The following is a 23,592-nucleotide window of genomic DNA, read 5'->3' as shown; positions in this document are numbered from 1 at the left end:
CCTGCTGCCCGCGTCAGCGCAGCAGGTGCGCGAGGGCGAGGTGGTCGTTGCCCGTCGCCCGTCCGACCTCCTGTGCCCGCGCCAGCGGCACGAAGTAGCAGCGGAACAGCAGACCGGTGTCCGAGCCGGGGTCCGCCGCGTTTCCGGTGACGCGGTGCTCCCAGGACGATCGCCGCTCCGCCGTCTCCACCGCGAAGAAGACGGTGATCTGGTCCGGGACCGGCGGGGCGGGTGGTGTCGCGCAGACGCCGAGGGCCAGCAGGGGGCCACGCACCGTGAGCCCCGTCTCCTCGAGGACCTCCCGGCGGGCGGCCTCGTCGAGCGTCTCCCCGGGGTCGACGCCGCCACCGGGTACCTGCGTGCCCGCCTCCGGGTGGTCCACGTGGTCGAAGACCAGGACCTCGCGTCCGGCGCCCTCGCCGCGCAGCACGTAGGCGGCGGCCCGGACCCGCGTGGGCTTCAAGGGATCGGCCACCGCTGGATCCTCCCCTCGTCGTCCTGCCACGCTACCCGCTGCCCTGGGGGACATGGTCCTGGGCGTGAACAGCCGCCGGGCGTACCCGCCGCCCCACGGACCGGCCCGTGGCGTGAGCGACCGGGGGGTCCTGGTGCGCGGAGGACGGGAATCCGCTGGACCGGCGCCGGATGAAGGAATCCTCATCCGTGGTTCATCGGGGTGTCACGGGAGTACGCGACAGTAGGTGATGGCGATGAAGCGCCTGCTGTGGATGATCGTCCGCATCGGGACCGTCGCCGGCACGCCCCGACCGCACCACCATCCAGGAGTCCCGATGTCCCTCATCCCCCGCGTGCTCGCTGCAGGAGGGCTGCTCGCCGTCCCGGCACTCCTCGCCGTGGGAAGCCAGGCCCTGAGCCGACCCGCGGAGGTGCCGCCGGTGGAACCGCGCACGGTGGTGGTCGATCTCGCCCGGACCACCGGGGCAGGTTCCGGGGTGGACGACGGCGCCGCCGTGACGCCGCCCGCGTCCGAACCCCCTGCGGCCGCGCCGTCAGGACCGTCCACGTCTCCGGACTCGTCCGCCGCACCTCAGCCGAGCCCGGCACCGGTCCCCCCGGTGCCGGCACCGGTTCCCGCCCCCGTCGCTCCGCCGCAGCAGGAGACTCCCGGGCTGGTGGAACGGCAGGTGCTGGGCGACGACGACGGCGACGACGGAGCCGGCGACGGCGATGACGGCACGGAGGACGGGCTCGCCCCTGGGGAGATCGACGACGACGCAGCCACGACCGGGGAGGACTGATGGCCTCCCCACCGGGTGGTCCCGGGTCTGCGGCCGCCCCGGTAAGGGACCCGTCCCCGGCCGGGCGGGTCGCCAAACCCCTCGGTGGGTCTCCGGTGTCCGCGCGGTGGCGCATCGTCGGATGGATCGTCCTCACCACGGCCCTGGCGCTGATCGCGCTGCTCGTCACCGTCCGGTCACTGCTGATCGCGGGCGTGGACAGGGATGCGAACGACGACGTGGTGCAGGAGATCCAGGAGTTCACCACCTTCGCCGGTGAGGCCGTGGATCCCCTGACCGCGCAGCCGTACATGTCCGTCAGCGAGCTGCTCGAGCGGTATCTCTCGCGTCAGAACGCGTCGGCCGGGGAGGTCATCCTCGGCGTCACCGGTGACGAGGTGCTGTACCTCGGATCGTCCGGACGCGGCAACAACGAGACCTACCGGCTGTCCGCCGACACGGACCTGCTGCAGGATCTCCGTGAGGATCCCTCGGCCTCCGGTGTCCGGGAGACGGCTGCCGGCCCCATGCGCTGGGGGAAGGTGGAGGTCGAGGCCGGTACCGAGGACGGGACGCTCATCACCGCCGCCTTCACCCGCGGCGGGTACGCACAGGTCCAGGAGACCGTCACCGTGATCTTCTTCGTCGCGCTCGGTGGACTGCTGTTCACCGCGGGGATCGCCTGGCTGGTCGCCGGCCAGATCCTGCGGCCGATCAGGGACGTGCGGCGCGTGGCCACCGAGATCACCGAATCCGATCTCACGGCGCGCGTGCCGGTGCAGGGCCGGGACGATGTCGCAGCCCTCGCCTCCACCTTCAACGACATGCTGGACCGGCTCGAGCACGCCTACGTGACGCAGCGGAACTTCATCGACGACGCCAGCCACGAGCTACGGACGCCGATCACCGTGATCCGCGGCCACCTCGAGCTCATCGACGATGATCCCCGGAGCCGTGCCGCCACCCTGGCGCTCGTCGACGGCGAGTTGTCCCGGATGGCGCGGATCGTGTCCGACCTCCTGCTGCTGGTGAAGGCCGAACGGCCCGACTTCGTCCAGAGGGCACCGGTGGACGTCGCCGTCCTGATGCTGGACCTCGAGGCGAAGATGCAGGCCCTCGGTGACCGGCGCTGGCTGCTCATGGAGGTCGCGGAGGGTGCTGTCGCTCTCGACAGCCAACGGATCACCCAGGCAGTGCTCCAACTCGGGGCGAACGCCGTGCAGTACACCCCCGGGGATTCCGACGTCAGGATCGGTTCCGCCTATGAGGGCACCGGCCCTGACCGCCGGCTGCGGATCTGGGTCGCGGATGCCGGGCCCGGGGTCACCGAGGAGGAAGCTGCCGCGATCTTCGAACGCTTCGAGCACGGCTCTGCCAACTCCCTGCCTGCTGACAGACGCAGCGCCGGTCAGCGTGGGGGCGCCGGTCTCGGTCTCGCGATCGTCCGGGCGATCGCCGACGGCCACGACGGCTCAGCCTGGGTGCGCAGCGAACCCGGCAACGGCGCGACGTTCGGGCTGCTGCTTCCCGCACCGGAGAACACCACGGACCGGCCCGCGGTGGAACCGCCGTCCGGTCCGCCCGGCCCACCCGGGGTCCGGGCGGCCGGCGACGGCGCGCCGGGGCACCACGAGTCGACGCCCGTCACCGCTTCGCTCCCCGCCATCGGGAGCACGACACCGCAAGGAGCACCATGAGCCGCATCCTGGTCGCCGAGGACGATCCTCACGTCGCATCCTTCGTGCAGAAGGGACTGCAGGCGGCCGGCTACTCGACCGAGCACGCCGCCGACGGCGAGACCGCGCTCTTCCTGGCACGGGCGTCCGGTTTCGACCTCATCATCCTCGACATCGGCCTGCCACTGCTGGACGGGTTCGAGGTCCTCGCCCAGATCAGGGGTGAGGGGGTGTCGACACCGGTGATCGTCCTGACCGCCAGGGACAGTGCGCTGGACACGGTGGCCGGGCTGGAGGGCGGCGCGAACGACTACGTCACGAAACCGTTCCACGTCGCCGAGCTCATCGCCCGGATCCGGCTGCGCCTCGTCGACCACGCTCCCGCGACCGGTGGTGCCATGATCGAGCACGGCGGGCTGTCCCTCGACCTCCACTCCCGGCGCGTGCGGATCGGCGACGAGATCGTCGAACTGACAGCGCGCGAATTCGCGATCCTCGAGGTCTTCCTGCGCCATCCGGACCGCGTCATCTCCCGCGAACAGCTGCTCAACCACGTCTGGGGCTACAACTTCGATCCCGGGTCGAACGTGGTCGATGTCTACGTCCGGGCCCTCCGCGGCAAGATCGGTGCCGCGCGGATCGAGACGATCAGGGGAGCGGGGTACCGGCTGCCATGAGCATGATCGAACACGTCACCACGCCCCCGCCACGAGGATCGGGGACCTCCGGAGCTGCACCGTCGTCCACCACGACCGGTGGCTCCGTCCGCCGGACCGTCGTCCGGGCGGTGGCGGCCCTGGCCGGCCTCCTGATCGCAGCAGGCGTCATCCTGGCCGCCCAGCAACCCGGGACGGGACTCTCCCCGCAGGGGGCCGTCACGCTGATGGTCTTCATCCTCGCCGTGTGGTTCTGGATCTTCACCGCCATCGATGACACCTACATCGCACTGGGAGCGGCGACCGTCCTGGTCCTCACGGGCACGATGGACACCGCCTCGCTCTTCTCGACCCTGGGTGAGGAGACGATCTGGCTGCTCCTGGCCGCCTTCGTGATCGCGGCAGGGGTACGAGCCTCCGGCCTCGCCAACCGGGGCGCGGCCTTCATCATCGCGGGAGCGACCACGCCACGGCAGCTCGCCCACCTGGCCACCCTCGCCCTCGTGGTCACCACCTTCGCGGTCCCGTCGACCTCCGGCCGCGCCGCGCTGGCGCTGCCGGTCTTCCTCGCCCTGCGGCACGCCCTGGGGGAGCGGGAGGCCCTGATCAAGGCTCTGGCGATCCTCTTCCCCTCGGTGATCCTGCTCTCGGCCGTCGGATCGTTCCTCGGGGCCGGAGCGCACCTGATCACGAGCCAGATCCTCGAGACGGCCACGGGGGAGAGCTTCGACTTCGCCACCTGGCTCCTGCTCGGCCTCCCGCTGGCGCTGGTCGCCTCGCACGTCTGCGCCGAGATCGTGCTGCGCATGTTCACCTCGGCTGCTGATCGCACCGAGCGACTGGGCATCAGTGCCCGGGACCTCGAGCGGCACTCCGCCACTCCCGTCACCGGGCCCCTGACCGTCGCCGAGTCCCGGGCCGCACTCCTGCTCGGGGCCGTCGTCGTGCTGTGGTGCACCGAGCCCCTGCACGGGCTGGACCCGGCCCTCGTGGCACTGATCGGGGCCCTGATCGCGGCCTCGCCGAGCTACGGCTCCGTGGAACTGGCCAAGGGACTCAAGTCCGTGCCCTGGTCACTCCTGCTCTTCATGGCCGCGACCCTCGCCCTCGGCAACGCCCTGGTGTCCACCGGTGCCGCCGAGTGGCTGGCCGGCGGGGTGCTGGAGCCGATCCGGTCCCTGGGAGCGGCTGCGGCACCCCTCTTCGTGGTCCTCGTGGTGCTGCTGTCCACCTTCGCCCACCTGGTCATCCAGAGCAGGTCCGCGCGCTCGGCCGTCCTGATCCCGATCGTGATCGCCCTGTCTCCGGCCGTGGGCGTGGACCCGATGGCCGCGGCCTTCGCCTCCACCGCCGCAGCCGGGTTCTGCCACACCCTCACGAGCTCGGCCAAGCCGGTGGCCATGTTCGCCGCCGTGGACGACGTCGAGACCTATGCGGCCAGGGATCTGCTCCGCCTGTCCTCGCTCCTGGCACCCGTCAACGTGGCCCTCGTGCTGCTCTTCAGCTTCCTCGTCTGGCCGCTCCTGGGCCTCCCGCTCTTCCCCTGACCACCCGCACCACAGATCCTGCATCGTCGATCCCGACCGCCACATCCCGAGGAGAACCACCATGTCAGTTCCCCAGCGCGTACTCATCGCCCCGAGCGGCTTCAAGGAATCCCTCAGCGCCGAGACGGTGGCCCGCTCCATCGCCGCCGGCGTCCGGCGCGTCCTCCCCGGCGTGCAGATCACGGCGGTGCCGATCGCCGACGGCGGTGAGGGCACCGCGGCCACCCTCGCCGCGGCAACGGGTGGCGTGCTGGTACCGGTGAACGTCACCGGTCCGGTGGGCGAACCGGTGGAGTCCCACTTCGCGAGGCTCGGCGGCAGTGCCGCGGGGACGGCCGTGGTGGAGATGGCGGCCGCTGCCGGGCTCCGACTCGTCCCCCGTACGCTGCGTGATCCGGGCGCCACCACCACCTACGGGGTGGGTGAGCTGATCCGCGCAGCGCTGGACGAGGGACTCCGCACGATCATCATCGGGTGCGGCGATTCCGGGACGAGCGACGGCGGCGCCGGTGCCCTGCAGGCCCTCGGCGCCCGCGTCCTCGACAGCAAGGGCCGGGTCCTCCCCGCCGGCGGCTCCGCGCTCATCGACGCCGACCGGCTGGACCTCTCCGACCTGCACCCCGCCGTGCAGGAGGCCACCCTGATCGTGGCCTGCAACCAGCACAACGTCCTCTGCGGCAAGAAGGGCGTGGCACGGGTCTTCGGGCCGCAGAAGGGAGCCTCCCCGCAGCAGGTGGAGGACCTCGCCAAGGCCATGCGGCAGTGGGCCCGGGTGCTCGGGCGGGACGGCCTGGCCACCGGCGTCGACTACCGCTCGGGTCCGGGCACGGGAGCCTCGGGGGGCCTCGGTGCCGGACTCGCCGCCCTCGGAGCGAAGCTGGTGCCGCGCTTCGAAGCTCTCATCGACAGCGGCCTCGCTGGGCTGGATCTCGAGACGTTGATGCGCGGCACCGACCTCGTGATCACCGCTGAAGGCGCGATCGACTTCCAGACCCCCAACGGCAAGGTGCCGGCCGTGATCGCCCGCCGCGCACAGCTCGCAGGCGTCCCCGTCCTGGCCCTCGCCGGGTCGCTGGGCAAGGGAGCACCGGACGTGCATGACATCGGCATCGACGCCATCGCCTCCATCATGACCATCCCCATGAACCTCGAGGACGCCGTGGCCAACGGCGAGCAGCTCCTCATCGAGGCGACGGAACGCACCATGCGGCTGCTCCTTTTGGGTGCGGCGGTGTCCTCGTCCATCGACGCTCGACGCCTCGTCCGCCCGTCCGCCTGACACCGACCGGGGGTCTCCTGCCGGCCCGCCGTGGGTGCGCTACCCCTGGCTCCGGCCCTGGCCCTGGCGCGCGCCGCACCCGGCCCGGTGGTGGTCCGTCACCACTCGGCCGACGCCGGCACGAGGACCCCGTGCGCCGCCGGGAACTGATCGGACGGACCGTCCAGGAGCCTGACCGGCAGTCCTGCGAGATGCCCGCCGGACAACCAGACCCGGGCGTCACCGGTCCGGGCGAAGTACCGGGTGTGGCTCCTCGACTGCGCGATGAAGGCGGCCAGCACCCTGTCCACGGGATCGCTCCCCGTGAGGGCGATCGGTCCCGCGTGGTGGTAGGCGACGAGCATCTGGCGCGCGTCCGGCGTGATGTGCCGGACCAGGTCCAGGTGGATGAGCAAGGGACGGGACCGCCAGCGCGGCGCGTGCGTGATCGTGTTGGCGAGCACGTCGAGTTCCGGAGGCCCGATCACGATGCCCGGACGCCAGAGCACCTCGGCGATCCCGGCGTCCTGGGTGATCGTGAAGTCCTTCTCGATGGTGTCTCCTTCATCAGGGCGCAGGCCGGTAGGCGTGATCAGCTGAAGTCTTCCACCGTCCTGCCCGGCGCGCTACATCGGGGACGGCGACCGCGTGGTGCGCCAGGCCTCGATCTCGCCGAGCAGCAGGTCGCGTCGTGCCTGGCCGAGGAAGGCGGACCGGACGGAGTTCGAGGCGAGCAGGGCCAGGTCGCCGGGGCCGAACCCGAACACCTCCTCCACCGCGGCGAGGTTGTCGTCCACGTATCCGCCGAAGTAGGCGGGGTCGTCGGAGTTGACCGAGACATTGAGGCCCCGCTCCAGCATGCGGGGGAGGGGATGGTCGGCGAGGCCGGTGACCGCCCGGAGCCGGACGTTCGAGAGCGGGCACACGGTGAGCGGCACCCGGTCCCCGACGAGCCGCTCCACCAGCGCCTCGTCCTCGAGGCACCGGATGCCGTGGTCGATCCGGTCCACGCGGAGGACGTCGAGGGCCTCCCACACGTACGACGGCGGCCCCTCCTCACCCGCGTGGGCGACGCACCGGAGGCCGGCTGCACGGGCGACGTCGTACACCTCCGCGAAGAGCGAGGGCGGGTAGCCGACCTCCGCCGAGTCGAGGCCGATCCCCACGATCGGCGCCTTCATCGCGATGAGGTCACGCAGGACCACGAGGGCCTCCGCAGCGGGCCTGTCACGCAGGAAAGCCGCGATGAGGAGGGTGCTGATGCCGAACTCGGTCTCGCTCGTGGCAAGGGCCGAGGCCACGCCGTCGACACATGTCTTCAGCGGGATCCCGCGGGCGAGGTGGGCCTGCGGGTCCATCATGATCTCCGCATGGCGCACGCCCGCTGCTGCCGCCCTGCGCAGGTAGGCGCGCGTCATGTCCGCGAAGTCCTCCTCGGTCCGCAGCACGTCCATGGTGGCGTAGTACAGGTCCAGGAAGGACTGCAGGTCGCTGAAGGCGTACCGTGCGGCCAGGTCGGCGGCGTCCGCGTAGGGGAGGGTGATGCCGTTGCGGGCAGCGAGTGTGAACACGAGGTCGGGCTCGAGGGTCCCCTCGATGTGGAGGTGCAGTTCGGCGCAGGGCGGCAGGGAGGGCATCACCCCAGCCTACGAGAGCCCGCGAGGCAGGGGGCGCCGTGCGCGTCGTGGTCCCGTGCCGGCCCTGCACGGGCAGCGGGGTCAGCGCCCGGCCGGCTGGTCCGCGTTCCAGCTCGCGAGGAACGGGAGGGTGCGGGCGGTCGGGGAGTCCGGCTGCACGGTGTAGACGATCAGTACCTGCTCGGCGGTCCGGGGAGGCAGGACGGTCTCGATGTCGAAGGACAGTTCACCGGCCACCGGGTGCAGGATGCGCTTGGGGGCCGAGGCGTAGTCCTGGACGCTGTGGTCCGCCCACCAGCGGGCGGCGTCGGGATCGCCGGCGCGGAGCTCGTCGATCAGGGCCACCAGCTGCGAGTCCTCCGGATGACGGCCGAGCTCGCCGCGCAGGGCCGCCATGGTGGTGGCGGCGAAGTGCTCCCAGTTCACGATCCGCTCTCGCGCCACGGGGTCGAAGAACATGAACCGGACCAGCGACGAGGACGGCGGCATGTCGCGGAGGACCGCAGTGAGCAGGGTGTTCGTCGCCAGGACCTCCCCGCGGCGCCCGAGGATCAGTGCGGGCACGTGGTCGAGCGTGGTCATGAGGCGGAGCAGTCCGGCATCCGGCCGCTGCGCGTCGCGGGTGTGCGTGCGCCGCGCGGGCGTCGGGTCGGCCAGCGCGAACAGGTGCGCGCGTTCCACCTCGTCGAGCCGGAGCGCCCGCGCGAGCGCGTCCAGCACGCTGCGGGAGACGTTCGCCTGCCGGCCCTGCTCGAGCCTGCTGTAGTAGTCGGCACTCACGCCCGCGAGGACGGCCAGTTCCTCCTTGCGGAGGCCGGGGACCCGCCGGGGGCCGGGGAAGGCCTGCATGCCGGCGTCGGCCGGTGTCAGGCCGTCGCGGCGCGCGCGGAGGAAGGCGCCGAGCTGGGACCGGTCTGCAGGCATGGTCCAACCCTAGGTCGTAAGCGCTCGCCCGGCATGGTCCTGCCGTGCCCCGGTTGGTCCTGCTCTGGTTCCTGTCGCGCCTCCCGGACTAGAACAGGACCATGACATCCATCGCTCCACCCTCACCGTCCCCTGCGACGCACGCCCTCCTCGACGGCCGGACGGCCCTCGTCACCGGAGCCACCAGCGGTATCGGTGCGGCCATCGCCCGGACCCTCGCAGCGGCGGGCGCCACCGTCCTGGTGGCCGGCCGCAGCGAGGCGCGCGGCCGGGAGGTCGTGCAGGAGATCGACGACGAAGGCGGCAGTGCACGCTTCCTCGCCGTCGACCTCGGTGGGTCCTACGCCGACCTCCGCGCCTTCACCGCTGCGGCGACCGCCCTGCTCGGCGGCCGGATCGACATCCTCGTCAACAACGCCGGCATCTACCCGGCACCCAGCACGCCCGGCCTCGCCGATGCGGACCTCGACGCGATGCTCGCCGTCAACATCCGCGCCCCCCATGTCCTGGCGGCGGAGATCCTGCCGGCGATGGCGGAGCGCGGCAGCGGGGTGGTCATCAACGTGGGGTCCTGGATGGCCTCGGTCGGGCATCCGTTCGCCGCCCTGTACACGGCGAGGAAGGCCGCCGTCGAGCAACTGACACGGTCCTGGTCCGCGGAGTTCGGCCCCCGGGGAGTGCGGGTGAACACCGTGTCCCCCGGCGCGACGCTCACGCCGGGCAACGAGGCGGCGCGCGCCGTGCTGGACGCGATGACCGCCGGCACCCCGGCGGGCGTCGTGGTGCAACCGCAGGACATCGCCGACGGCGTGCTCTTCCTGGCCTCGGACGCGGCGCGCATGGTGCACGGGAGTATCGTCGCGGTCGACGGCGGTATCTCCTCGACGCGCGCAGCGTGAGGGCCGACCGCCATGCCACGACGACGGTCAGGAACATCACGATGAACACCTTCGACTCGCCCTTCACCGCAGCGAGCACCGCCCTCGAGGTGGTGCGGGGGATCGAGCTGGCCGGCCGCACCGCCGTGGTCACGGGTGCGGCCTCGGGGATCGGGATCGAGACCGCGCGGGCGCTGGCCCATGCCGGCGCCGAGGTGACGATCGCGGTCCGGGACGTCGACGCCGGCCGTCGCGTCGCCGGGGACATCGCCCGGTCCAGCGGCGGCGCCGTCGTGCACGTGCGTCCGCTCGATCTCGCGGACCTCTCCGCGGTCGACCGCTTCACGGGCGGGTGGTCCGGTCCCCTGCACCTCCTGGTCAACAACGCCGGGATCATGATGACCCCCGAACTGCGGACGCCGCTCGGGTGGGAGCTCCAGTTCGCGACCAACCACCTGGGTCACGCCGCGCTCGCGATCGGTCTGCACGGCGCCCTCGCAGCGGCCGGCGGAGCGCGGATCGTCTCGCTGAGTTCCAGCGGGCACGGGATGTCGGACATCGTGTACGAGGACCTCTTCTTCCGGCAGCGGCCCTACGACGCGGGGCACGCCTACGGGCAGTCCAAGACGGCGAATGCACTCTTCGCCGTCGGGGCGACGCACCGCTGGGCGGCGGACGGGATCACCGCGAACGCCGTCATGCCGGGCGGTATCTGGACGAACCTGCAGCGCCACTGGGATCCGGACGTCCTCGCCGCGACGAAGGAACGGGTGATCGCCGCGGGGATGAGCGCCAAGACCCCGGAGCAGGGCGCCGCGACCTCGGTCTTCGCCGCGACCTCGCCGCTCCTGGACGGCGTGGGCGGACTCTACCTCGAGGACTGCCGGGAGGCGGAGGTCGTCCCCGCCATCATCGACGGCATCTCCGGCGTACGGCCCTATGCGATCGACCCGGAGAACGCGGACCGGCTGTGGGACGTCACGCTCGACCTGCTGGCCGGGGCACGCCGCTCCGTGTCCTGAACGCACACAGGAGGGCGGACCCTGTGGGCCCGCCCTCCTGGTGGTCCTGCCGTACCGCGGGAGGCTCTAGTAGAGCGCTGCCTCGGACTCGGTGGCCGGCGTGACGCCGTGGCCGAGGTTGGCGGCCAGCTTCGCACCGAGTTCTGCGTCCACGTTCGCCCAGTACTGGACGGCCCGGGCGCGGATGTCGTCACTCTGCACGCCACCCACGGCACCCGTGATCGTCTCCAGGAAGCGGGCCCGCTGCGCGTCGTCGAACACGTCGCGGTAGAGGGTCCCCGCCTGGCCGAAGTCGTCGTCCTCGGTGTGCAGCGAGTGCGCCGCGTACACGAGGTCGCCGTCGTTCTCCCAGCCGCCGTGCGCGCCGTACTGCGCCGGGTCGGCCGCGGGTCCGCCCACCGAGTTCGGTGCGTAGACCGGTGTGGCGGCGGAGTTGAAGTGGTAGCGCGCGGCGCCGTCCTTCGAGTAGTTCCGCACCTCGTTCTTCGGCATGTTGACGGGCAGCTGCGCGTGGTTGGTGCCCACGCGGTAACGGTGCGCGTCGGCGTAGGAGAAGATGCGGGCCTGCAGCATGCGGTCGGGGCTCGCGGCGATGCCGGGGACGAAGTTCGACGGCGCGAAGGTGGCCTGCTCGATCTGCGCGAAGTAGTTCTCCGGGTTGCGGTTCAGCGTGAGCTTGCCGACCGGGATGAGCGGGTAGTCGCCCTGCGGCCACACCTTGGTGAGGTCGAACGGGTTGAAGCGGTACGCCTTCGCATCCTCGTAGGGCATGATCTGGACCTTCAGGTCCCAGCTCGGGTGGTTGCCCTTCGCGATGTTCTCAGAGAGGTCGCGCAGGTGGTGGTCGGCGTCCGAGCCGGCGAGCGCCTCGGCCTCGTCGACGGTGAGGACCTCGTGGCCCTGGTTGGACTTGAAGTGGTACTTCACCCAGAACTTCTCGTCCGACTCGTTGATCCACATGTAGGTGTGCGAGCCGTAGCCGTTCATGGTGCGCCACGAGTTCGGCAGGCCGCGGTCACCCATCAGCCACGTGACCTGGTGGGCCGATTCCGGGCTGAGCGTCCAGAAGTCCCACTGCATGTCGGCGTCGCGCAGGTTGGTGCCGGGCAGGCGCTTCTGGGAGTGGATGAAGTCCGGGAACTTGATGCCGTCCCGGATGAAGAACACCGGCGTGTTGTTGCCCACGAGGTCGTAGTTGCCCTCTGAGGTGTAGAACTTCAGGGCGAAGCCGCGGGGATCGCGCCACGTGTCGGGGGAGCCCTGCTCGCCTGCCACGGAGGAGAACCGCAGGAGGGTCTCCGTCGTCGTGCCCTTCTGGAAGAGTGCGGCGCGCGTGTACATGCTGACGTCCTCGGTGGTCTCGAAGACACCGAAGGCTCCGCCGCCCTTGGCGTGGACCACGCGCTCGGGGACGCGCTCACGGTTGAACTGCGCGAGCTTCTCGATGAGGTAGTGGTCGGTGAGCGGGATGGCTCCGTCGCGGCCGAGGACCGACGAGTTGCTGTCGTCGATGACGGGTGCGCCGGACTGGGTCGTGCTGAAGTTGGCGGACATGGTGCTCCTATTCCTGTGGTGCGGATCGTGGACGGCTGTGGGCTGCCGAGCGGCAGTCGTCGCAGAGGCCCTGGTACAGGACCTCCGCGATCTGGATGGTCATCCGGGATGCCCCCGGCGACCATTCGGGGGTGAGGCAGGGGGCGTGGCCGACGGCGCAGTCGACGTCCTCGATGCGTCCGCAGCCGGTGCAGACCGCGTGGTGGTGGTTGTCCCCCACGCGGGTCTCGTACCGGGCAGGCGAGTGCGGCGTCTCGACGCGGCGCAACAGGCCGATGTCGGTGAGGTCGGCGAGGATCACGTAGACGGACTGCACGGTGATGTGGGGCAGGCCGGCCCGGACGGCGGCGGCTGCGTCGTCCGCCGTCGCGTGGGGAAGGCGGTCGACGGCGGTGAGGACGGCGAGCCGCTGGCGCGTCACGCGGCGCCCGGCGGAATGCAGGGCGGCGGTCCACAGGGCCTCCCGGTCCTGCAGGGCCATCGCTGTGTGCGTCATGGGACCAGTCAACCAGTAGATCTGAATAACTCACAATAAGGCTCGGCTAAGTTGTGCCCCATCCACCCTCGCGGGTCGGTACCGTGGACGGGGTGAACCTCATCAGACGCGGCTGGGCCTGGGCGCTGGACTACGCGTACGTCGGGTTCTGGCAGGCGCACGCCTTCCTCGTCCGGGCCGACCCCGCGCAGTACCTGATCACCGACCCCGGTGCCCCCGAGGGCAAGGCGCCCGTCCTGCTGATCCCGGGCATCTACGAGACCTGGCAGTTCATGCGGCCCGTCGCGAAGCACCTCCACGCAGCCGGGCATCCCGTCCACGTGGTGCAGAAGCTCGGCTACAACCGCGGAACGGTCGAGGCGATGGCGCAGCTCGCCGCGGCCTACCTGGAGGAGCACGACCTGACCGACGTGGTGGTCGTGGCCCACAGCAAGGGCGGCCTGATCGGCAAGTTCCTCATGACCATGTCCGGTTCCACCGGGCGCGTGAGCCGACTGGTGGCGGTCAATTCGCCCTTCTCCGGGTCCGTCTGGGCCAACTTCTTCATCCTGCCGAGCATCCGCGCGTTCTCCCCGCACAACCCGACGCTGCTGAGCCTGCGGAACAACCTCGAGCTCAACGGCCGCATCACGTCGATCTACAGCCGCTTCGATCCGCACATCCCCGGCGGCAGCTTCGTCGACGGTGCGCGCAACATCCAGCTCGACACCATGGGCCACTTCCGTCCGATCGCCGATGCGCGGGTCCTGCAGGAGATCGACCGGGCCATCGAGGCGGGGGAGCGCGACAGCGCCTGACCGGCCGGCGGCCGTTCCTTGCGGCCGGGCTACGGGGCGGGCAGGGTAGGGGCATGCGAGGAGTCGAGGACGGCACGCCCGGGGCGGCGGATGCGCTGATCGGCGACCTCCGCGCTCCCGTCGATGGACCGGTGCCGGCGGGAAGCGGCCGGCCCGGCCACGACGCCGTCCGCTCCTCGCCGTCGCCGGGATCCTGGCCCTGACGGGAGCCGCGTACAGTGCGACGGCGGCCGTGCCGCCGTCGGTGGGTCCGTCCGCGCCGGGTATGCCGGCGCGCCACGCGGACGCCGGACCCGCGGTTCCCGGCGGTGTCGGTGTGCCCCTGGATGTCTGCTCCGTCCACCCGGGGGCCTGCCCCTCGCCGCCCGGAGCCGGCCCGGACGGGACGGCGCGGTTCCTCCCCGACGAGCTGACCGGGACCACGGGCTCCGTGATCATCTGCGAGCCGTCGACGGGAGCCTGCAGACCGCTGGACCGGCCCTCCACGGACGGCGATGCGCCGCGCACACGGCAGCTCCCGGCGGACGAGGAGCCCGGGCTTCCCGACCACGGAGAGAGCCACGCCTACCGCACGGTGCCGCCCGGGCAGCTCGAACTCATGGGAGTCCGCCTGCCGGACGGAGCGGTCGTTCCGGACGAGCCGTAGCAGGCACGTCGGATAGTTGCTGGAGTGAATCATCCCGCCGCTAGACTTCTTCCGTGCCCAGACTCCTCGCCGACATCACCCCGCTGCGGGAGTCGCCGGCGTTCCGTCGGCTCTATGTCGGCACGGCGCTCTCGGCGATCGGCACGCAGCTCACCATCGTGGCCGTCAGCCTGCAGATCTACTCGCTGACGCAGTCCACCCTCAGCGTCGGCCTCCTCAGCCTCTTCGCCCTCGTGCCCCTCGTGGTGGCGGGACTGTACGGCGGCGCGATCGCCGACGCGCAGGACCGCCGCAAGGTCGCGCTGTACTCCGGCTTCGCACTCTGGGCCACCACGATGGCCATCGCGGCGCAGGCCTGGATCGGCGTGGACAGCGTCTGGCTGCTGTACGCACTGATCGCCGTCCAGTCCGGTGCGGCCGGCATCAACCAGCCCACGCGCAGCTCGATCATCCCGCGCCTCGTCCGGCCGGAACTGCTGCCTGCGGCCAACGCCCTCAGCATGATCACCTTCGGCCTCGCGTTCACCGTCGGCCCGCTGCTCGCGGGCCTGCTCGTCGCGCAGGTCGGCTACGCCTGGACCTACACGGTCGACGTCGTCACGTTCACCTTCGCGCTGTGGGCGCTCTACCGGTTGCCGCCCCTGCCCCCGGAGGGTCCGCAGCGGCGCGCCGGGCTCGCCACGGTCCTCGAGGGCTTCCGTTTCCTCGGAACACGGCCGAACATCCGCATGACGTTCGTGCTGGACCTGATCGCCATGATCACCTCACAGCCCCGGGCGCTACTGCCCGCAGTCGGGGCGGTACTGATCGGCGGCGGCGAGCTGACCGTCGGGATCCTCCTCGCCTCCGCCGCCTTCGGATCGGTCCTGGCGGGTCTCTTCTCCGGACCCCTCGGTCGCATCCACCGGCAGGGCCAGGCCGTCATCTGGTCGATCGTCGGATGGGGGGCGTCGGTGTCGGGGTTCGGCCTCGTCGTCGTGATGGCAGGGTCCTCGTCCCTGCCGACCCCCGGCGAGGGCGAGTTGTCCGTCTGGGTGCTCCCAGCGGCGGCGTGCCTCGTGCTGTCCGGCATCGCGGACTCCATCAGCAGCGTCTTCCGCAACACCATCCTCCAGTCCGCCACGCCGGACGCGATGCGCGGGCGCCTGCAGGGCGTCTTCATCGTGGTCGTCGCCGGGGGGCCGCGCCTCGGGGACATGGTGGCGGGCGGCCAGGCCTCATGGCTCGGCGAGGGCTGGACCGCCGTCGTCGGGGGCCTCGCGTGCATCCTCCTGGTGCTCGCCGTCGCCCGGTGGCAACCGCGGTTCGCGCACTACGACTCTCGGCGCCCCGAGCCCTGACCCCCTCGCCCTCCCAGCGCGCGTGCAGAGCCACGTCCTACCATGAGGGGACCGGCAACAACCGTGCGCCGTCCACCCGGACGGAGCGGTCGGCGTCCACAGCGCAAGGAGTACGACGTGCACAACCATTTCAACGGTGCCAAGACGGCGTTGTTGTTCGGTGCCCTCATGGGCATCTTCCTCGTCTTCGGTGCGGTCATCGCGGGAGCGACCGGCAGCTCCATGTTCATCTGGCTGTTCGCCCTGCTCGGTGTCGGCTCGATCGCCTACAGCTACTGGAACAGCGACAAGATCGCCATCCGCAGCATGCGCGCCGTCGAGGTCACGGAGCAGCAGCAGCCCGCCATGTACCGCATCGTCCGCGAGCTGAGCATGCGGGCGCAGAAGCCCATGCCGAGGCTCTACGTCTCGCCCACGCAGGCGCCCAATGCGTTCGCCACGGGCCGCAACCCCGAGAACTCGGCGGTCTGCTGCACCGAGGGGATCCTCCAGCTGCTCGACGAGCGTGAGCTGCGCGGTGTCCTCGGCCACGAGCTGATGCACGTGTACAACCGCGACATCCTCACCGGATCCATCGCGGCGGCGGTCGCCGGCGTCATCACCTCGGTGGCACAGATGTTCGCCTTCACCGGCATGATGGGCGGGAACCGGAACCAGGGCGGCGGGAACGCGATCGGCGCGCTGCTGCTGGCCATCCTGGCACCTCTCGCGGCCGGCCTCATCCAGACGGCCATCGGTCGGACGCGTGAGTTCGACGCCGACGAGGACGGCGCGATCCTCACCGACGATCCGCTGGCCCTCGCCTCGGCCCTCCGCAAGCTGGCGGCCGGCACCCAGCGGGCGCCGCTGCCGCAGGACCAGCGCCTCGTCAACACCTCGCACCTCATGATCGCCAACCCCTTCAAGGGCGGCGGGGTGGGCAAGCTGTTCGCGACGCACCCGCCGATGGACCAGCGCATCGCACGCCTCGAGGGCATGGCCGGGCGGCCGCGGGGCTGAACCCGACGATCCGGCACGACGACGGCGGCCCACCTCCCGAGGAGGTGGGCCGCCGTCGTCGTCGGGTGGCGCGGATCAGCGCATGTTGACGAACTGGAGGTCGGCTTCCTCGAAGCCGCGCAGGAGGGTCATGGTCTCCTGCAGGTCATCACGGGACTTCGAGCTGACCCGCAGCTCGTCGCCCTGAATCTGGGACTTCACGCCCTTGGGGCCCTCGTCGCGGATGAGCTTGTTGATCTTCTTCGCGATGTCCTGGGCGATCCCCTCCTTGATGGAGGTCTCCAGGCGGAACTCCTTCCCCGACGGGAACGGCTCGCCGGTGTCGAGGGACTTCAGCGAGATGCCGCGCTTGATCATCTTGGACTGCAGGACGTCGAGGACGGCCAGTACGCGCTCCTCGGAGTTCGCCTTCATCAGGATCTTCTCGCCACTGAAGTCCACCTCCGCGCCGACGCCCTTGAAGTCGTACCGCTGGGCGATCTCCTTCTGCGCCTGGTTCAGCGCGTTGGCGACCTCCTGCTTGTCCACTTTGCTGACGACGTCGAACGTGGATTCGCTAGCCACGATGCCTCCTGGGGTGATGGGGATTCTTGCCCCCAAGACTATCCGCAACGCCTGTCGCGGGGCGCGCGCGGTCTCACAGGAAGCGGACAGCCGTCTCCGGGTACGTCCACACGGACAGGTGGAACGGTTGGTCCTACCACCTGAGATCCAAGGAGCCAGAACGATGCTCGAAACCGCCCGTCGACGCTACCGGGTCCGCCTTCGGCGAGCCGTGGCCGGCTCCTTCCTGGCCGCCGCGAGTGCGGCGGCCCTCTCGGGAATGGCTCCGGTGCCGGCCCTCGCCGTCGCGCCGTCGTCCGTCATCGAGACCTCCGACCTCGCGGAGTCGCCGGACTACGACACCGACGGCCTGGTCAGCGGGTTCGACACGGGGTCGACCGTGGGTCTCGCTGCGCCCGCGCCGCTCGTACTGGCCGGTCCTGCCGTCGCCGGTTCCGCGAACGCCGGCCCAACAGCGGCCGAGCGCCTGGCCGGGGTGCGATCCGACCTCGACCAGGCCGTCCTCCTCCGCCTCGTGACGTCCGAGCAGGCCGACGGGTTCTACGCGCAGATCCAGCGCCGGGTCGCCGCCGGTCTCTGAGCTGCGCCGTCCCGTGGCAGGCTCCTGACCCGGTACCTCGGGCCGATTCGTCACCAGGCTGGTTTGTCTGTAAAGTTGTCTTGCCCGCGCTTGCTGCGGGCGGTCTTCCTGTGAAGACGTTCGGCAGATTACCCGAGCGGCCAAAGGGGGCTGACTGTAAATCAGCTGGCAACGCCTACGGGGGTTCGAATCCCTCATCTGCCACAGCAAGGAGAGGCCGGTACAGCCACTGGAAACGGTGGAGGTGCCGGCCTCTCGCGTTGAGACTCCAGGACCGCGCCCACGGTCTGCATCAGCGCCGACCCTGGAGTCACTGTGGCCCGCCGCACCGCTATCGATCGTCGCGGCACGCTGCCGCCGCCATGGCCATCCACGCAATGTCAGGGCACGTGAACCGTCCCGGGCTCACCATCTCCGGGTGGACGGGCGCTGACCGGGACGTGTCCATCACCAAGGGGGACACGGTGAACGCCTCCGGTCTCGCGTCGGGCGGTCTCTACGGGGTCGGCGGTGACAGCGGTGAGCATCAGGCGGATTGCCGCACCGGCACCGGCCGCGGGCGCAGCGTATGGGGTGGATCGTCGGTGACTTGGTCCCTGTCCCAGGGATACTCGCTGCCGGGGTCACCACGCGACCAGCAGGAGCCGCACCCGGTCCAGTGTGGTCGCTCGACAGCGCCGTCTCCATCGCGCGGAAAACCAGGTGGGGCCCGCCGCTCACCGGGCGGGCCCCACCTGAAATCGACCGTCGGCTAGCAGTTCAGTTCGTCTGGGCCTGCAAGGACCGCAAGGTTGCCCTGAACCCGCTCGATGCACCGGCGGACGATGCTCATGCTCTTCTTCACAATCACCATGGCTGAAACCAACTTCCTTGTCGTACTGCCAGTGAGACCACTACACCTGTCTACCCGACGAACATGGGAACTGGGTGACAACTGCGACCGTGGCGGATGAACGGATGATGACGACGTAGTAGCCGGGATTCTTTTCCTCCGCGATGATCTACCCTTCGGCTTCGGACCACAGGAAACAGTGGAGGTACCGGCCTTCCGTGGTGAAGTGACCATGGCTCTGCCTGCACTCACCGCCCGAGACATGACGTTCCCGCACCGTTCCGGGTGGACGGGTGACCACCTCCACCGTCGCCGCGTGTGCCTGCCGGTTCTACGCGGGGCTTCGATCCACGTGCCCGGCTGCGCCGTCGGCAGTGCCGCCCGGACGCGCCGACGAGCCCACCGGGGGAGGGCTTCCAGCGATCGTCAGGAACGGATCAGTAGCTCAACTCGTCGGGGCCGGCGAGTACGGCGAGATTCTCCTGGACGCGCTCGATGCAACGCCGGACGATGCCCACACTCTTCGACACGATCACCATTTCCCGTACCTGACCTTCGACTTCGACGCTGGTGAGACCACATCACCTGTCTACGCGGCGAAGATGAGAACCAGATGAGAAGAATCCAAGGGGCACATGAACGATCGGTGACGAGTACGGTGTCCAGCGGCGCCGGCCCCGCCCGGATCAGGCCGGGGGCCTACCGGAGGCGGGGCGTCCCGAGCAGCGGGCGGGACAGGGCCGACCGGTTGAGCGCCAGGGCGACGGTCCACGGCGCAACGAGTGCCGTGACGAGGACCCAGGCGGAGCGTTCCGCGTCGGGGATGTCCAGTAGCCAGAGGACGTACGTGTGGGTCAGGACGACCATCAGGCACCCGACGGCAAGGCGGGTCGCTCCCGCATGGACCACTTCGGGCAGCCGCGTGAACACGCCTTCGAGGATCAGGAGGAGCCCGCCACTGATCAGCACCGCGACCACGATGCTGAGGACCGGGGTGCCGAGTTCGCCGTACTTGATGTCCAGATGCGCCGAGGCCCCCGCGAGGATCGGGGCCGCACCGGCCAGCAGGCACGCACCACCCGTGCGGACCGGATGCCGGACGTGGTCGCGGACGTGTTGCAGTCCCTGGCCTGCGAGCATGAAGACGAGGGCTGCACCGGCGACCCCGACCGACAGGGGTAGCGGAGCGAGGACGTCGCCGAAGCGGTGGATGACCGCGGTGATCCCGATGATGATCCCGATCCGGAGCGCGAGGGGAACGGCTTCGAGCGCGCGGTAGGCGATCGCCGAGAGGAACAGGGCAGGCATGAACCAGTAGGCGCCGAAGGGCCCCGCATTCTCCGAGCCGCCCACGAGGGGCAGGGCCACCCCGTCGCCCGTCAGTTGGCCCCGGTGATCGAGCATGACGAGATGCACGACGAGGGTCAGCCCGAGCCAGGCGATGTAGGGAACCATGATGGTCGCAAACCGCTTCCTGGCTTCCGCGGAGACCGTCCGACGACTGCCCGGCTCGCGAGGCTTCCAGAGGTACCCCGAGAGCAGGAAGAAGGCGGGCACGTGCCACGTGTACAGGCCGGCGTCGACGAGCGGCCCGGACCACACGTGTCCGGCGACGATCCCGACGACCGCGAGGACCCGGAGCGCATCGATGGCACCGGACCGGGACGCCGTCGTGCCGGGCGCATACAGGGTTGCCACGTCATCCTCCGAGGTCTCAGGTGCCCCCTCATCGATTCTAGGCTCGGCCCGGTCACCGAAGTCGGTCCGCACCGGCGCCCGACGGCGCGCTATAGTCCCGCGCCGCTGTGACCTCGAGCGGGGATGCCGGGCCGCGCCGGTCCAAGCACTTCTCCGATCTCCCGTCGACCCGGCCATCCCCGCGGGCGTTCTCCACGAAGAGTCGGTAAGCCCACTTAGGGTGGAGACGTAACGGCAGGGGAGGCCACGATCGGGGACACCGCACACACACGCGTCGGCTGGCTGGACAGCCTGCGGGGCGTCGCCATCCTGCTCGTCGTCCTGCTGCACGCGGGCGAGGCGATCCGCGTCGCCGTGGGGCCGACCGCCGGGGTCGACGAGGTCAATCTCTTCCTCGAGCCGTTTCGCATGCCCGTGCTGATGTTCCTCTCGGGCGTCCTGCTCCCGCAGTCGGTCGCGAAGCCGGGCGGGCGGTACTTCGCCGGCAAGGTCTCCATGGTGGCCTGGCCCTATCTGCTGTGGTCGGTCATCATCCTCGCCGCGAGCGGGGACATCCACCCGGTGTCCGTGCTGCAGATCTTCTACCTCTCGCCGACCTACCTCTGGTACCTGTGGTTCATCCTCGTGTTCTACGCGCTCGCCTACCCGCTGCGCCGCGTACCGCCGCTCGCCGTCGCCGCCGTCGGGCTCGGTGTGTCCCTCCTGCTCCCGGACGGCAGCCGCCCCGAGACCATGGCCTTCCTGTCGGCGTTCTTCTTCTTCGGTGCCTGGTGTGCGCAGCATCCGGGCCGTGTCGAGCGCGCGATCAACCGCTCGTGGGTTCTGGCCGTGGCGACAGGATCTGCTGTCGCGGTCGGTCTGCTCAACGTCTCCGGCCACGAGGTCCTCTACCGCGCGGAGTACGTGTGGGGCGTCGTCGGTGGGTTGGCCGTGGTGTGCTGGATGTTCCCGCGGCTCCGCAGGAACAGGGCGACGTCGGCCCTCGAGTTCGCGGGGCGCTACTCGATCGTGTTCTATGTCGCCCACCTGGGTCCCATCATGATCACGCTGGCGCTCGCCGATGCCCTCGGGGTCGCGGAGGCCTGGTTCATGCTGCCGCTCCTTCTCCTGGCCGGTGTGGGGGTCCCGCTCGGGCTCGCCTGGATGTATTCCACGCGAAAGCACGCGTCCGTCAACCTGCTGTTCGAACTGCCTGCGCTGAAGCGGCGCCCGCGCGAGCGTGCGCGGCGGACGCGGCGGGCGAGGACCTGATCATGCGGACGGGCAGATCGGTCCGGATACGGTCCGCGTCCGTCCTTCCGGGCCGCGCGTAGCCTCCCCCCGCGTCAGGGTCGTGCTGAGCAGGAGGTCCTTGGCCGGTCCGGTCACGTCCCAGCGGTAGTCGATCCTGTTACTGCTCCCCACGGTGAAGTCGACCAGATAGGTGTCCGGCGGGCAGTCGTGGTGGTCGCGGGCGGATCCTGCGGAGAGATCGAGACGGCAGAGCAGCCGCCCGTCCTCGAAGAGCACCTCCACCGCCGTCCCGACACCGGGCATGACCCGGTAGGAGCGCGATGCCGGCCCCTCGAAGGACGGCCACCGGACCGTGCCCAGCTCTGCCCAGTGCAGGCCGTCGGCGTCGGGGGTGAACGTCGTGGTCCCCGTGAAGGTCCCTACGGCGTTCGTGCTTCGGTCCAGGAGATGCCGCCGCGTGGTCCATGAGCCCAGGAGGAAGCCGATCGGGTCCGGGACAGCGAAGGGCGGAGGGATCACGGCAGGACCGAGCCTCGCCTACCGGGTGGACCGGCTGCATCCGGCGGATGCACTTCGCAGGCGCCACGTGCGGAACGTGTGGGCACTGCTGGTACCGCTGGTTGTGCCGGATTTGCTGGTGCTGCTGGTTCTGCAGGCCCCTCGGGCGTTGCGGAACCCTGTGACGCGATGTGCTCCGCGGCGGGCCCCAGTCGCGCCCGCAGGTCGGCATAGGCCGTGGCGCCCGCCTTCGTGAGGGAGACCGGGGTGTTGAGGCCCGGACGGGTACCACCCCACCCGAGGTTCACGAGCTCGCGCCGGTCGAAGTCGTCGAGGATCCGGTCGAGGTCCGCCGCCGGCATGCCGGTTGCCTCCCGCAGGGCTCGGAGACCCACGCCGTCGACGGATGCGAGAGCAGCCAAGACCACGAAGGGATTCGACGTCGCGCCGTCCGCCGATGGCGGCAGCGCCGGGCGTCTGCGAACCAGCCACACCCCGCTCGCGGCGAGGGGCGCCATGAGGACTGCGGCAATCACCACCGCGCCCCAGACCGGAACACCGGGCCGGACACCGAACAGGACCCGGGCGCTGTCCACCACGAAGACGGCGAGGTAGGGGATGAGGGCACCTGCCCCGAGCCGGCGGTCCCAGCCTCGCGGCAGGGTGCTTCGTGCGCGGCGGGCGCCCACGGTCAAAAGAATCAGGGCCAGCAGCACGACGAGCGTGAGCGGCAGCGCTGTCGACGGATGGACATCCGAGAGCATCAGGGTCAATCCTGCCGCACCGAAAGCGGCAACCACGATGGTCACGATGCCGGTTCCGGTCGACGGCAGGGACCCGAGCCGGTCCGCGGCGGCGTCCGCCTGCGCCAGTAGGGTCGCGCCAGCGCGGGCGCTGGCCGGCAGTGCGGCGTCCTGCATGGCGTCCCCCTCGGCGTCGTCGGCTCCCACGCTAGCCCGTCGTGGACGGCCGTGCACCTTGTGCGGCACCGTATAAACTGTTAGGCTACCTAACTATGAGCGTCCCCCTGATTGACTCCGAGCTGCTGGTCCTTGCGCAGTCCTTCCGTACCACGCTCCGCCACGCGGTGTACCTGAGCCGCTCGATGGACGGGGACGGCGAGCTCACGACCATGCAGATGAGCACGCTGAGCATGGCCGCCGAGGAGCCGCTCCGCGTGAGCCGCATCGCGGCGAACCTCGGCATCCGGGTCCCGTCCGCCACCGAGCAGATCATCAAGCTCGAGCAGGCCGGGCTCGTGAGCCGCACGCCCGATCCCACGGACTCCCGTGCTGTGCTCGTGCAGCTCACGGAGACGGGCCGCTCCGCCTGGGAGGATGCCGGCCGGCGTCGCAACGAACGCGTCGCCGCACTCCTGGCACATCTGGACGACGACGACCGCGCCACGCTCGCAGCGGCGCTGCCGGTCATCGGCAAACTGAGCCGTACCGCCTGAGCCGGACGGCCAGGGGCGGCGACTCCGCCGGTCCGGCCGGCACAACCACCCCGCCGTACCGCC

25 protein-coding genes and 1 tRNA gene are annotated in these 23,592 nt (G+C 70.5%); 16 read left to right on the top strand and 10 right to left on the bottom strand.

Annotated elements, in window-relative coordinates:
• Window positions 1–13 precede the first annotated feature (13 nt).
• Window positions 14–475, bottom strand: a complete 462-nt coding sequence (locus NVV32_RS13560) for an NUDIX hydrolase (protein WP_422390500.1) — start codon at window positions 473–475, stop codon at window positions 14–16.
• Between the two features lie 235 nt (window positions 476–710).
• Here NVV32_RS13560 and NVV32_RS13555 point away from each other — a divergent pair, with 235 nt between their 5' ends.
• The 5 genes from NVV32_RS13555 to NVV32_RS13535 all read left to right on the top strand — a co-directional run bounded on the left by NVV32_RS13555 (window position 711) and on the right by NVV32_RS13535 (window position 6,396).
• Window positions 711–1,259: a hypothetical protein gene (locus NVV32_RS13555; RefSeq protein ID WP_422390499.1), complete on the top strand. Its 549-nt coding sequence runs from the start codon at window positions 711–713 to the stop codon at window positions 1,257–1,259.
• A complete protein-coding gene (locus NVV32_RS13550) occupies window positions 1,259–2,935 on the top strand; it encodes an ATP-binding protein (RefSeq protein ID WP_422390498.1) in 1,677 nt (558 codons plus the stop codon). Before NVV32_RS13555 ends, NVV32_RS13550 begins: the two co-directional genes overlap by 1 nt.
• Window positions 2,932–3,591, top strand: a complete 660-nt coding sequence (locus tag NVV32_RS13545; RefSeq protein WP_422390497.1) for a response regulator transcription factor — start codon at window positions 2,932–2,934, stop codon at window positions 3,589–3,591. The genes NVV32_RS13550 and NVV32_RS13545 overlap by 4 nt, the downstream gene beginning before the upstream one ends.
• Window positions 3,588–5,117: an SLC13 family permease gene (locus NVV32_RS13540; RefSeq protein ID WP_082471253.1), complete on the top strand. Its 1,530-nt coding sequence runs from the start codon at window positions 3,588–3,590 to the stop codon at window positions 5,115–5,117. Before NVV32_RS13545 ends, NVV32_RS13540 begins: the two co-directional genes overlap by 4 nt.
• A 61-nt stretch (window positions 5,118–5,178) precedes the next feature.
• The gene (locus NVV32_RS13535) at window positions 5,179–6,396 is read left to right on the top strand and encodes a glycerate kinase (protein WP_055767828.1); all 1,218 of its coding nucleotides are present in this window, start codon (window positions 5,179–5,181) and stop codon (window positions 6,394–6,396) included.
• A gap of 98 nt (window positions 6,397–6,494) precedes the next feature.
• On the opposite strand, the gene NVV32_RS13530 is transcribed toward NVV32_RS13535, so the two are convergent.
• The 3 genes from NVV32_RS13530 to NVV32_RS13520 form a co-directional block, all read right to left on the bottom strand.
• Window positions 6,495–6,884, bottom strand: a complete 390-nt coding sequence (locus tag NVV32_RS13530) for a hypothetical protein (protein WP_422390496.1) — start codon at window positions 6,882–6,884, stop codon at window positions 6,495–6,497.
• Window positions 6,885–7,001: 117 nt separating this feature from the next.
• Window positions 7,002–8,012, bottom strand: a complete 1,011-nt coding sequence (locus NVV32_RS13525; RefSeq protein WP_422390495.1) for an adenosine deaminase — start codon at window positions 8,010–8,012, stop codon at window positions 7,002–7,004.
• Window positions 8,013–8,093: 81 nt separating this feature from the next.
• Window positions 8,094–8,936 carry a helix-turn-helix transcriptional regulator gene (locus NVV32_RS13520; protein WP_422390494.1) on the bottom strand — a complete coding sequence of 281 codons (843 nt, stop codon included), beginning with the start codon at window positions 8,934–8,936 and terminating at the stop codon, window positions 8,094–8,096.
• 101 nt (window positions 8,937–9,037) lie between these two features.
• On the opposite strand from NVV32_RS13520, the gene NVV32_RS13515 reads away from it, so the two are divergent.
• A complete protein-coding gene (locus NVV32_RS13515; protein ID WP_422390493.1) occupies window positions 9,038–9,835 on the top strand; it encodes an SDR family NAD(P)-dependent oxidoreductase in 798 nt (265 codons plus the stop codon).
• 41 nt (window positions 9,836–9,876) lie between these two features.
• Complete coding sequence (locus NVV32_RS13510; RefSeq protein WP_422390492.1) at window positions 9,877–10,836, top strand: SDR family NAD(P)-dependent oxidoreductase; 960 nt, start codon at window positions 9,877–9,879, stop codon at window positions 10,834–10,836.
• A 66-nt stretch (window positions 10,837–10,902) separates the two neighbouring features.
• Here the strand turns inward: NVV32_RS13510 and NVV32_RS13505 are convergent, their stop codons facing one another.
• Both NVV32_RS13505 and NVV32_RS13500 read right to left on the bottom strand, forming a co-directional pair.
• The gene (locus NVV32_RS13505; protein ID WP_422390491.1) at window positions 10,903–12,390 is read right to left on the bottom strand and encodes a catalase; all 1,488 of its coding nucleotides are present in this window, start codon (window positions 12,388–12,390) and stop codon (window positions 10,903–10,905) included.
• Window positions 12,391–12,397: 7 nt separating this feature from the next.
• Window positions 12,398–12,886 (bottom strand): Fur family transcriptional regulator, encoded by a 489-nt coding sequence (locus tag NVV32_RS13500; RefSeq protein WP_422390490.1) that lies wholly within the window; start codon window positions 12,884–12,886, stop codon window positions 12,398–12,400.
• Between the two features lie 92 nt (window positions 12,887–12,978).
• Here NVV32_RS13500 and NVV32_RS13495 point away from each other — a divergent pair, with 92 nt between their 5' ends.
• The 5 genes from NVV32_RS13495 to htpX all read left to right on the top strand — a co-directional run bounded on the left by NVV32_RS13495 (window position 12,979) and on the right by htpX (window position 16,668).
• Window positions 12,979–13,683 carry an esterase/lipase family protein gene (locus NVV32_RS13495; RefSeq protein WP_055767851.1) on the top strand — a complete coding sequence of 235 codons (705 nt, stop codon included), beginning with the start codon at window positions 12,979–12,981 and terminating at the stop codon, window positions 13,681–13,683.
• 53 nt (window positions 13,684–13,736) lie between these two features.
• Complete coding sequence (locus NVV32_RS13490) at window positions 13,737–13,886, top strand: hypothetical protein (protein ID WP_422390489.1); 150 nt, start codon at window positions 13,737–13,739, stop codon at window positions 13,884–13,886.
• A gap of 29 nt (window positions 13,887–13,915) precedes the next feature.
• Window positions 13,916–14,329 carry a hypothetical protein gene (locus tag NVV32_RS13485; protein WP_422390488.1) on the top strand — a complete coding sequence of 138 codons (414 nt, stop codon included), beginning with the start codon at window positions 13,916–13,918 and terminating at the stop codon, window positions 14,327–14,329.
• A gap of 53 nt (window positions 14,330–14,382) precedes the next feature.
• Complete coding sequence (locus NVV32_RS13480) at window positions 14,383–15,669, top strand: MFS transporter (RefSeq protein WP_422390487.1); 1,287 nt, start codon at window positions 14,383–14,385, stop codon at window positions 15,667–15,669.
• Window positions 15,670–15,786: 117 nt separating this feature from the next.
• On the top strand, window positions 15,787–16,668 hold the full coding sequence (gene htpX, locus NVV32_RS13475) for a zinc metalloprotease HtpX (RefSeq protein ID WP_422390486.1): 882 nt from the start codon (window positions 15,787–15,789) through the stop codon (window positions 16,666–16,668).
• A 75-nt stretch (window positions 16,669–16,743) separates the two neighbouring features.
• Here htpX and NVV32_RS13470 read toward each other — a convergent pair whose 3' ends face one another.
• Window positions 16,744–17,232 carry a YajQ family cyclic di-GMP-binding protein gene (locus tag NVV32_RS13470; RefSeq protein ID WP_191931599.1) on the bottom strand — a complete coding sequence of 163 codons (489 nt, stop codon included), beginning with the start codon at window positions 17,230–17,232 and terminating at the stop codon, window positions 16,744–16,746.
• A gap of 163 nt (window positions 17,233–17,395) precedes the next feature.
• On the opposite strand from NVV32_RS13470, the gene NVV32_RS13465 reads away from it, so the two are divergent.
• Together NVV32_RS13465 and NVV32_RS13460 are read left to right on the top strand one after the other, a co-directional pair.
• Window positions 17,396–17,812, top strand: coding sequence for a hypothetical protein (locus NVV32_RS13465; RefSeq protein WP_422390485.1), 417 nt, complete (start codon window positions 17,396–17,398; stop codon window positions 17,810–17,812).
• Between the two features lie 122 nt (window positions 17,813–17,934).
• Window positions 17,935–18,016, top strand: a tRNA-Tyr gene (locus tag NVV32_RS13460).
• A 1,327-nt stretch (window positions 18,017–19,343) separates the two neighbouring features.
• Here NVV32_RS13460 and NVV32_RS13455 read toward each other — a convergent pair.
• Window positions 19,344–20,342, bottom strand: coding sequence for an acyltransferase family protein (locus NVV32_RS13455; RefSeq protein ID WP_422390484.1), 999 nt, complete (start codon window positions 20,340–20,342; stop codon window positions 19,344–19,346).
• Between the two features lie 249 nt (window positions 20,343–20,591).
• Between NVV32_RS13455 and NVV32_RS13450 the strand changes: the two genes are divergently transcribed.
• Window positions 20,592–21,593 carry an acyltransferase family protein gene (locus NVV32_RS13450; RefSeq protein ID WP_422392053.1) on the top strand — a complete coding sequence of 334 codons (1,002 nt, stop codon included), beginning with the start codon at window positions 20,592–20,594 and terminating at the stop codon, window positions 21,591–21,593.
• Here NVV32_RS13450 and NVV32_RS13445 read toward each other — a convergent pair whose 3' ends face one another.
• Together NVV32_RS13445 and NVV32_RS13440 are read right to left on the bottom strand one after the other, a co-directional pair.
• A complete protein-coding gene (locus tag NVV32_RS13445) occupies window positions 21,594–22,094 on the bottom strand; it encodes a DUF6314 family protein (RefSeq protein ID WP_422390483.1) in 501 nt (166 codons plus the stop codon).
• Entirely contained in the window at window positions 22,091–23,023 is a 933-nt protein-coding gene (locus tag NVV32_RS13440) for a hypothetical protein (RefSeq protein ID WP_422390482.1), read from the bottom strand. The genes NVV32_RS13445 and NVV32_RS13440 overlap by 4 nt, the downstream gene beginning before the upstream one ends.
• Before the next feature lie 65 nt (window positions 23,024–23,088).
• Here NVV32_RS13440 and NVV32_RS13435 point away from each other — a divergent pair, with 65 nt between their 5' ends.
• Window positions 23,089–23,529, top strand: coding sequence for a MarR family winged helix-turn-helix transcriptional regulator (locus tag NVV32_RS13435; protein ID WP_055767881.1), 441 nt, complete (start codon window positions 23,089–23,091; stop codon window positions 23,527–23,529).
• The last annotated feature ends 63 nt before the right edge of the window (window positions 23,530–23,592 follow it).

It is taken from the genome of Arthrobacter sp. N1 (genome assembly GCF_048288285.1).
Classification (GTDB): domain Bacteria; phylum Actinomycetota; class Actinomycetes; order Actinomycetales; family Micrococcaceae; genus Arthrobacter_D.
The sequence above is the reverse complement of the archived record's forward strand: the minus strand, read 5'-3'. Positions and strand labels throughout refer to the sequence as shown.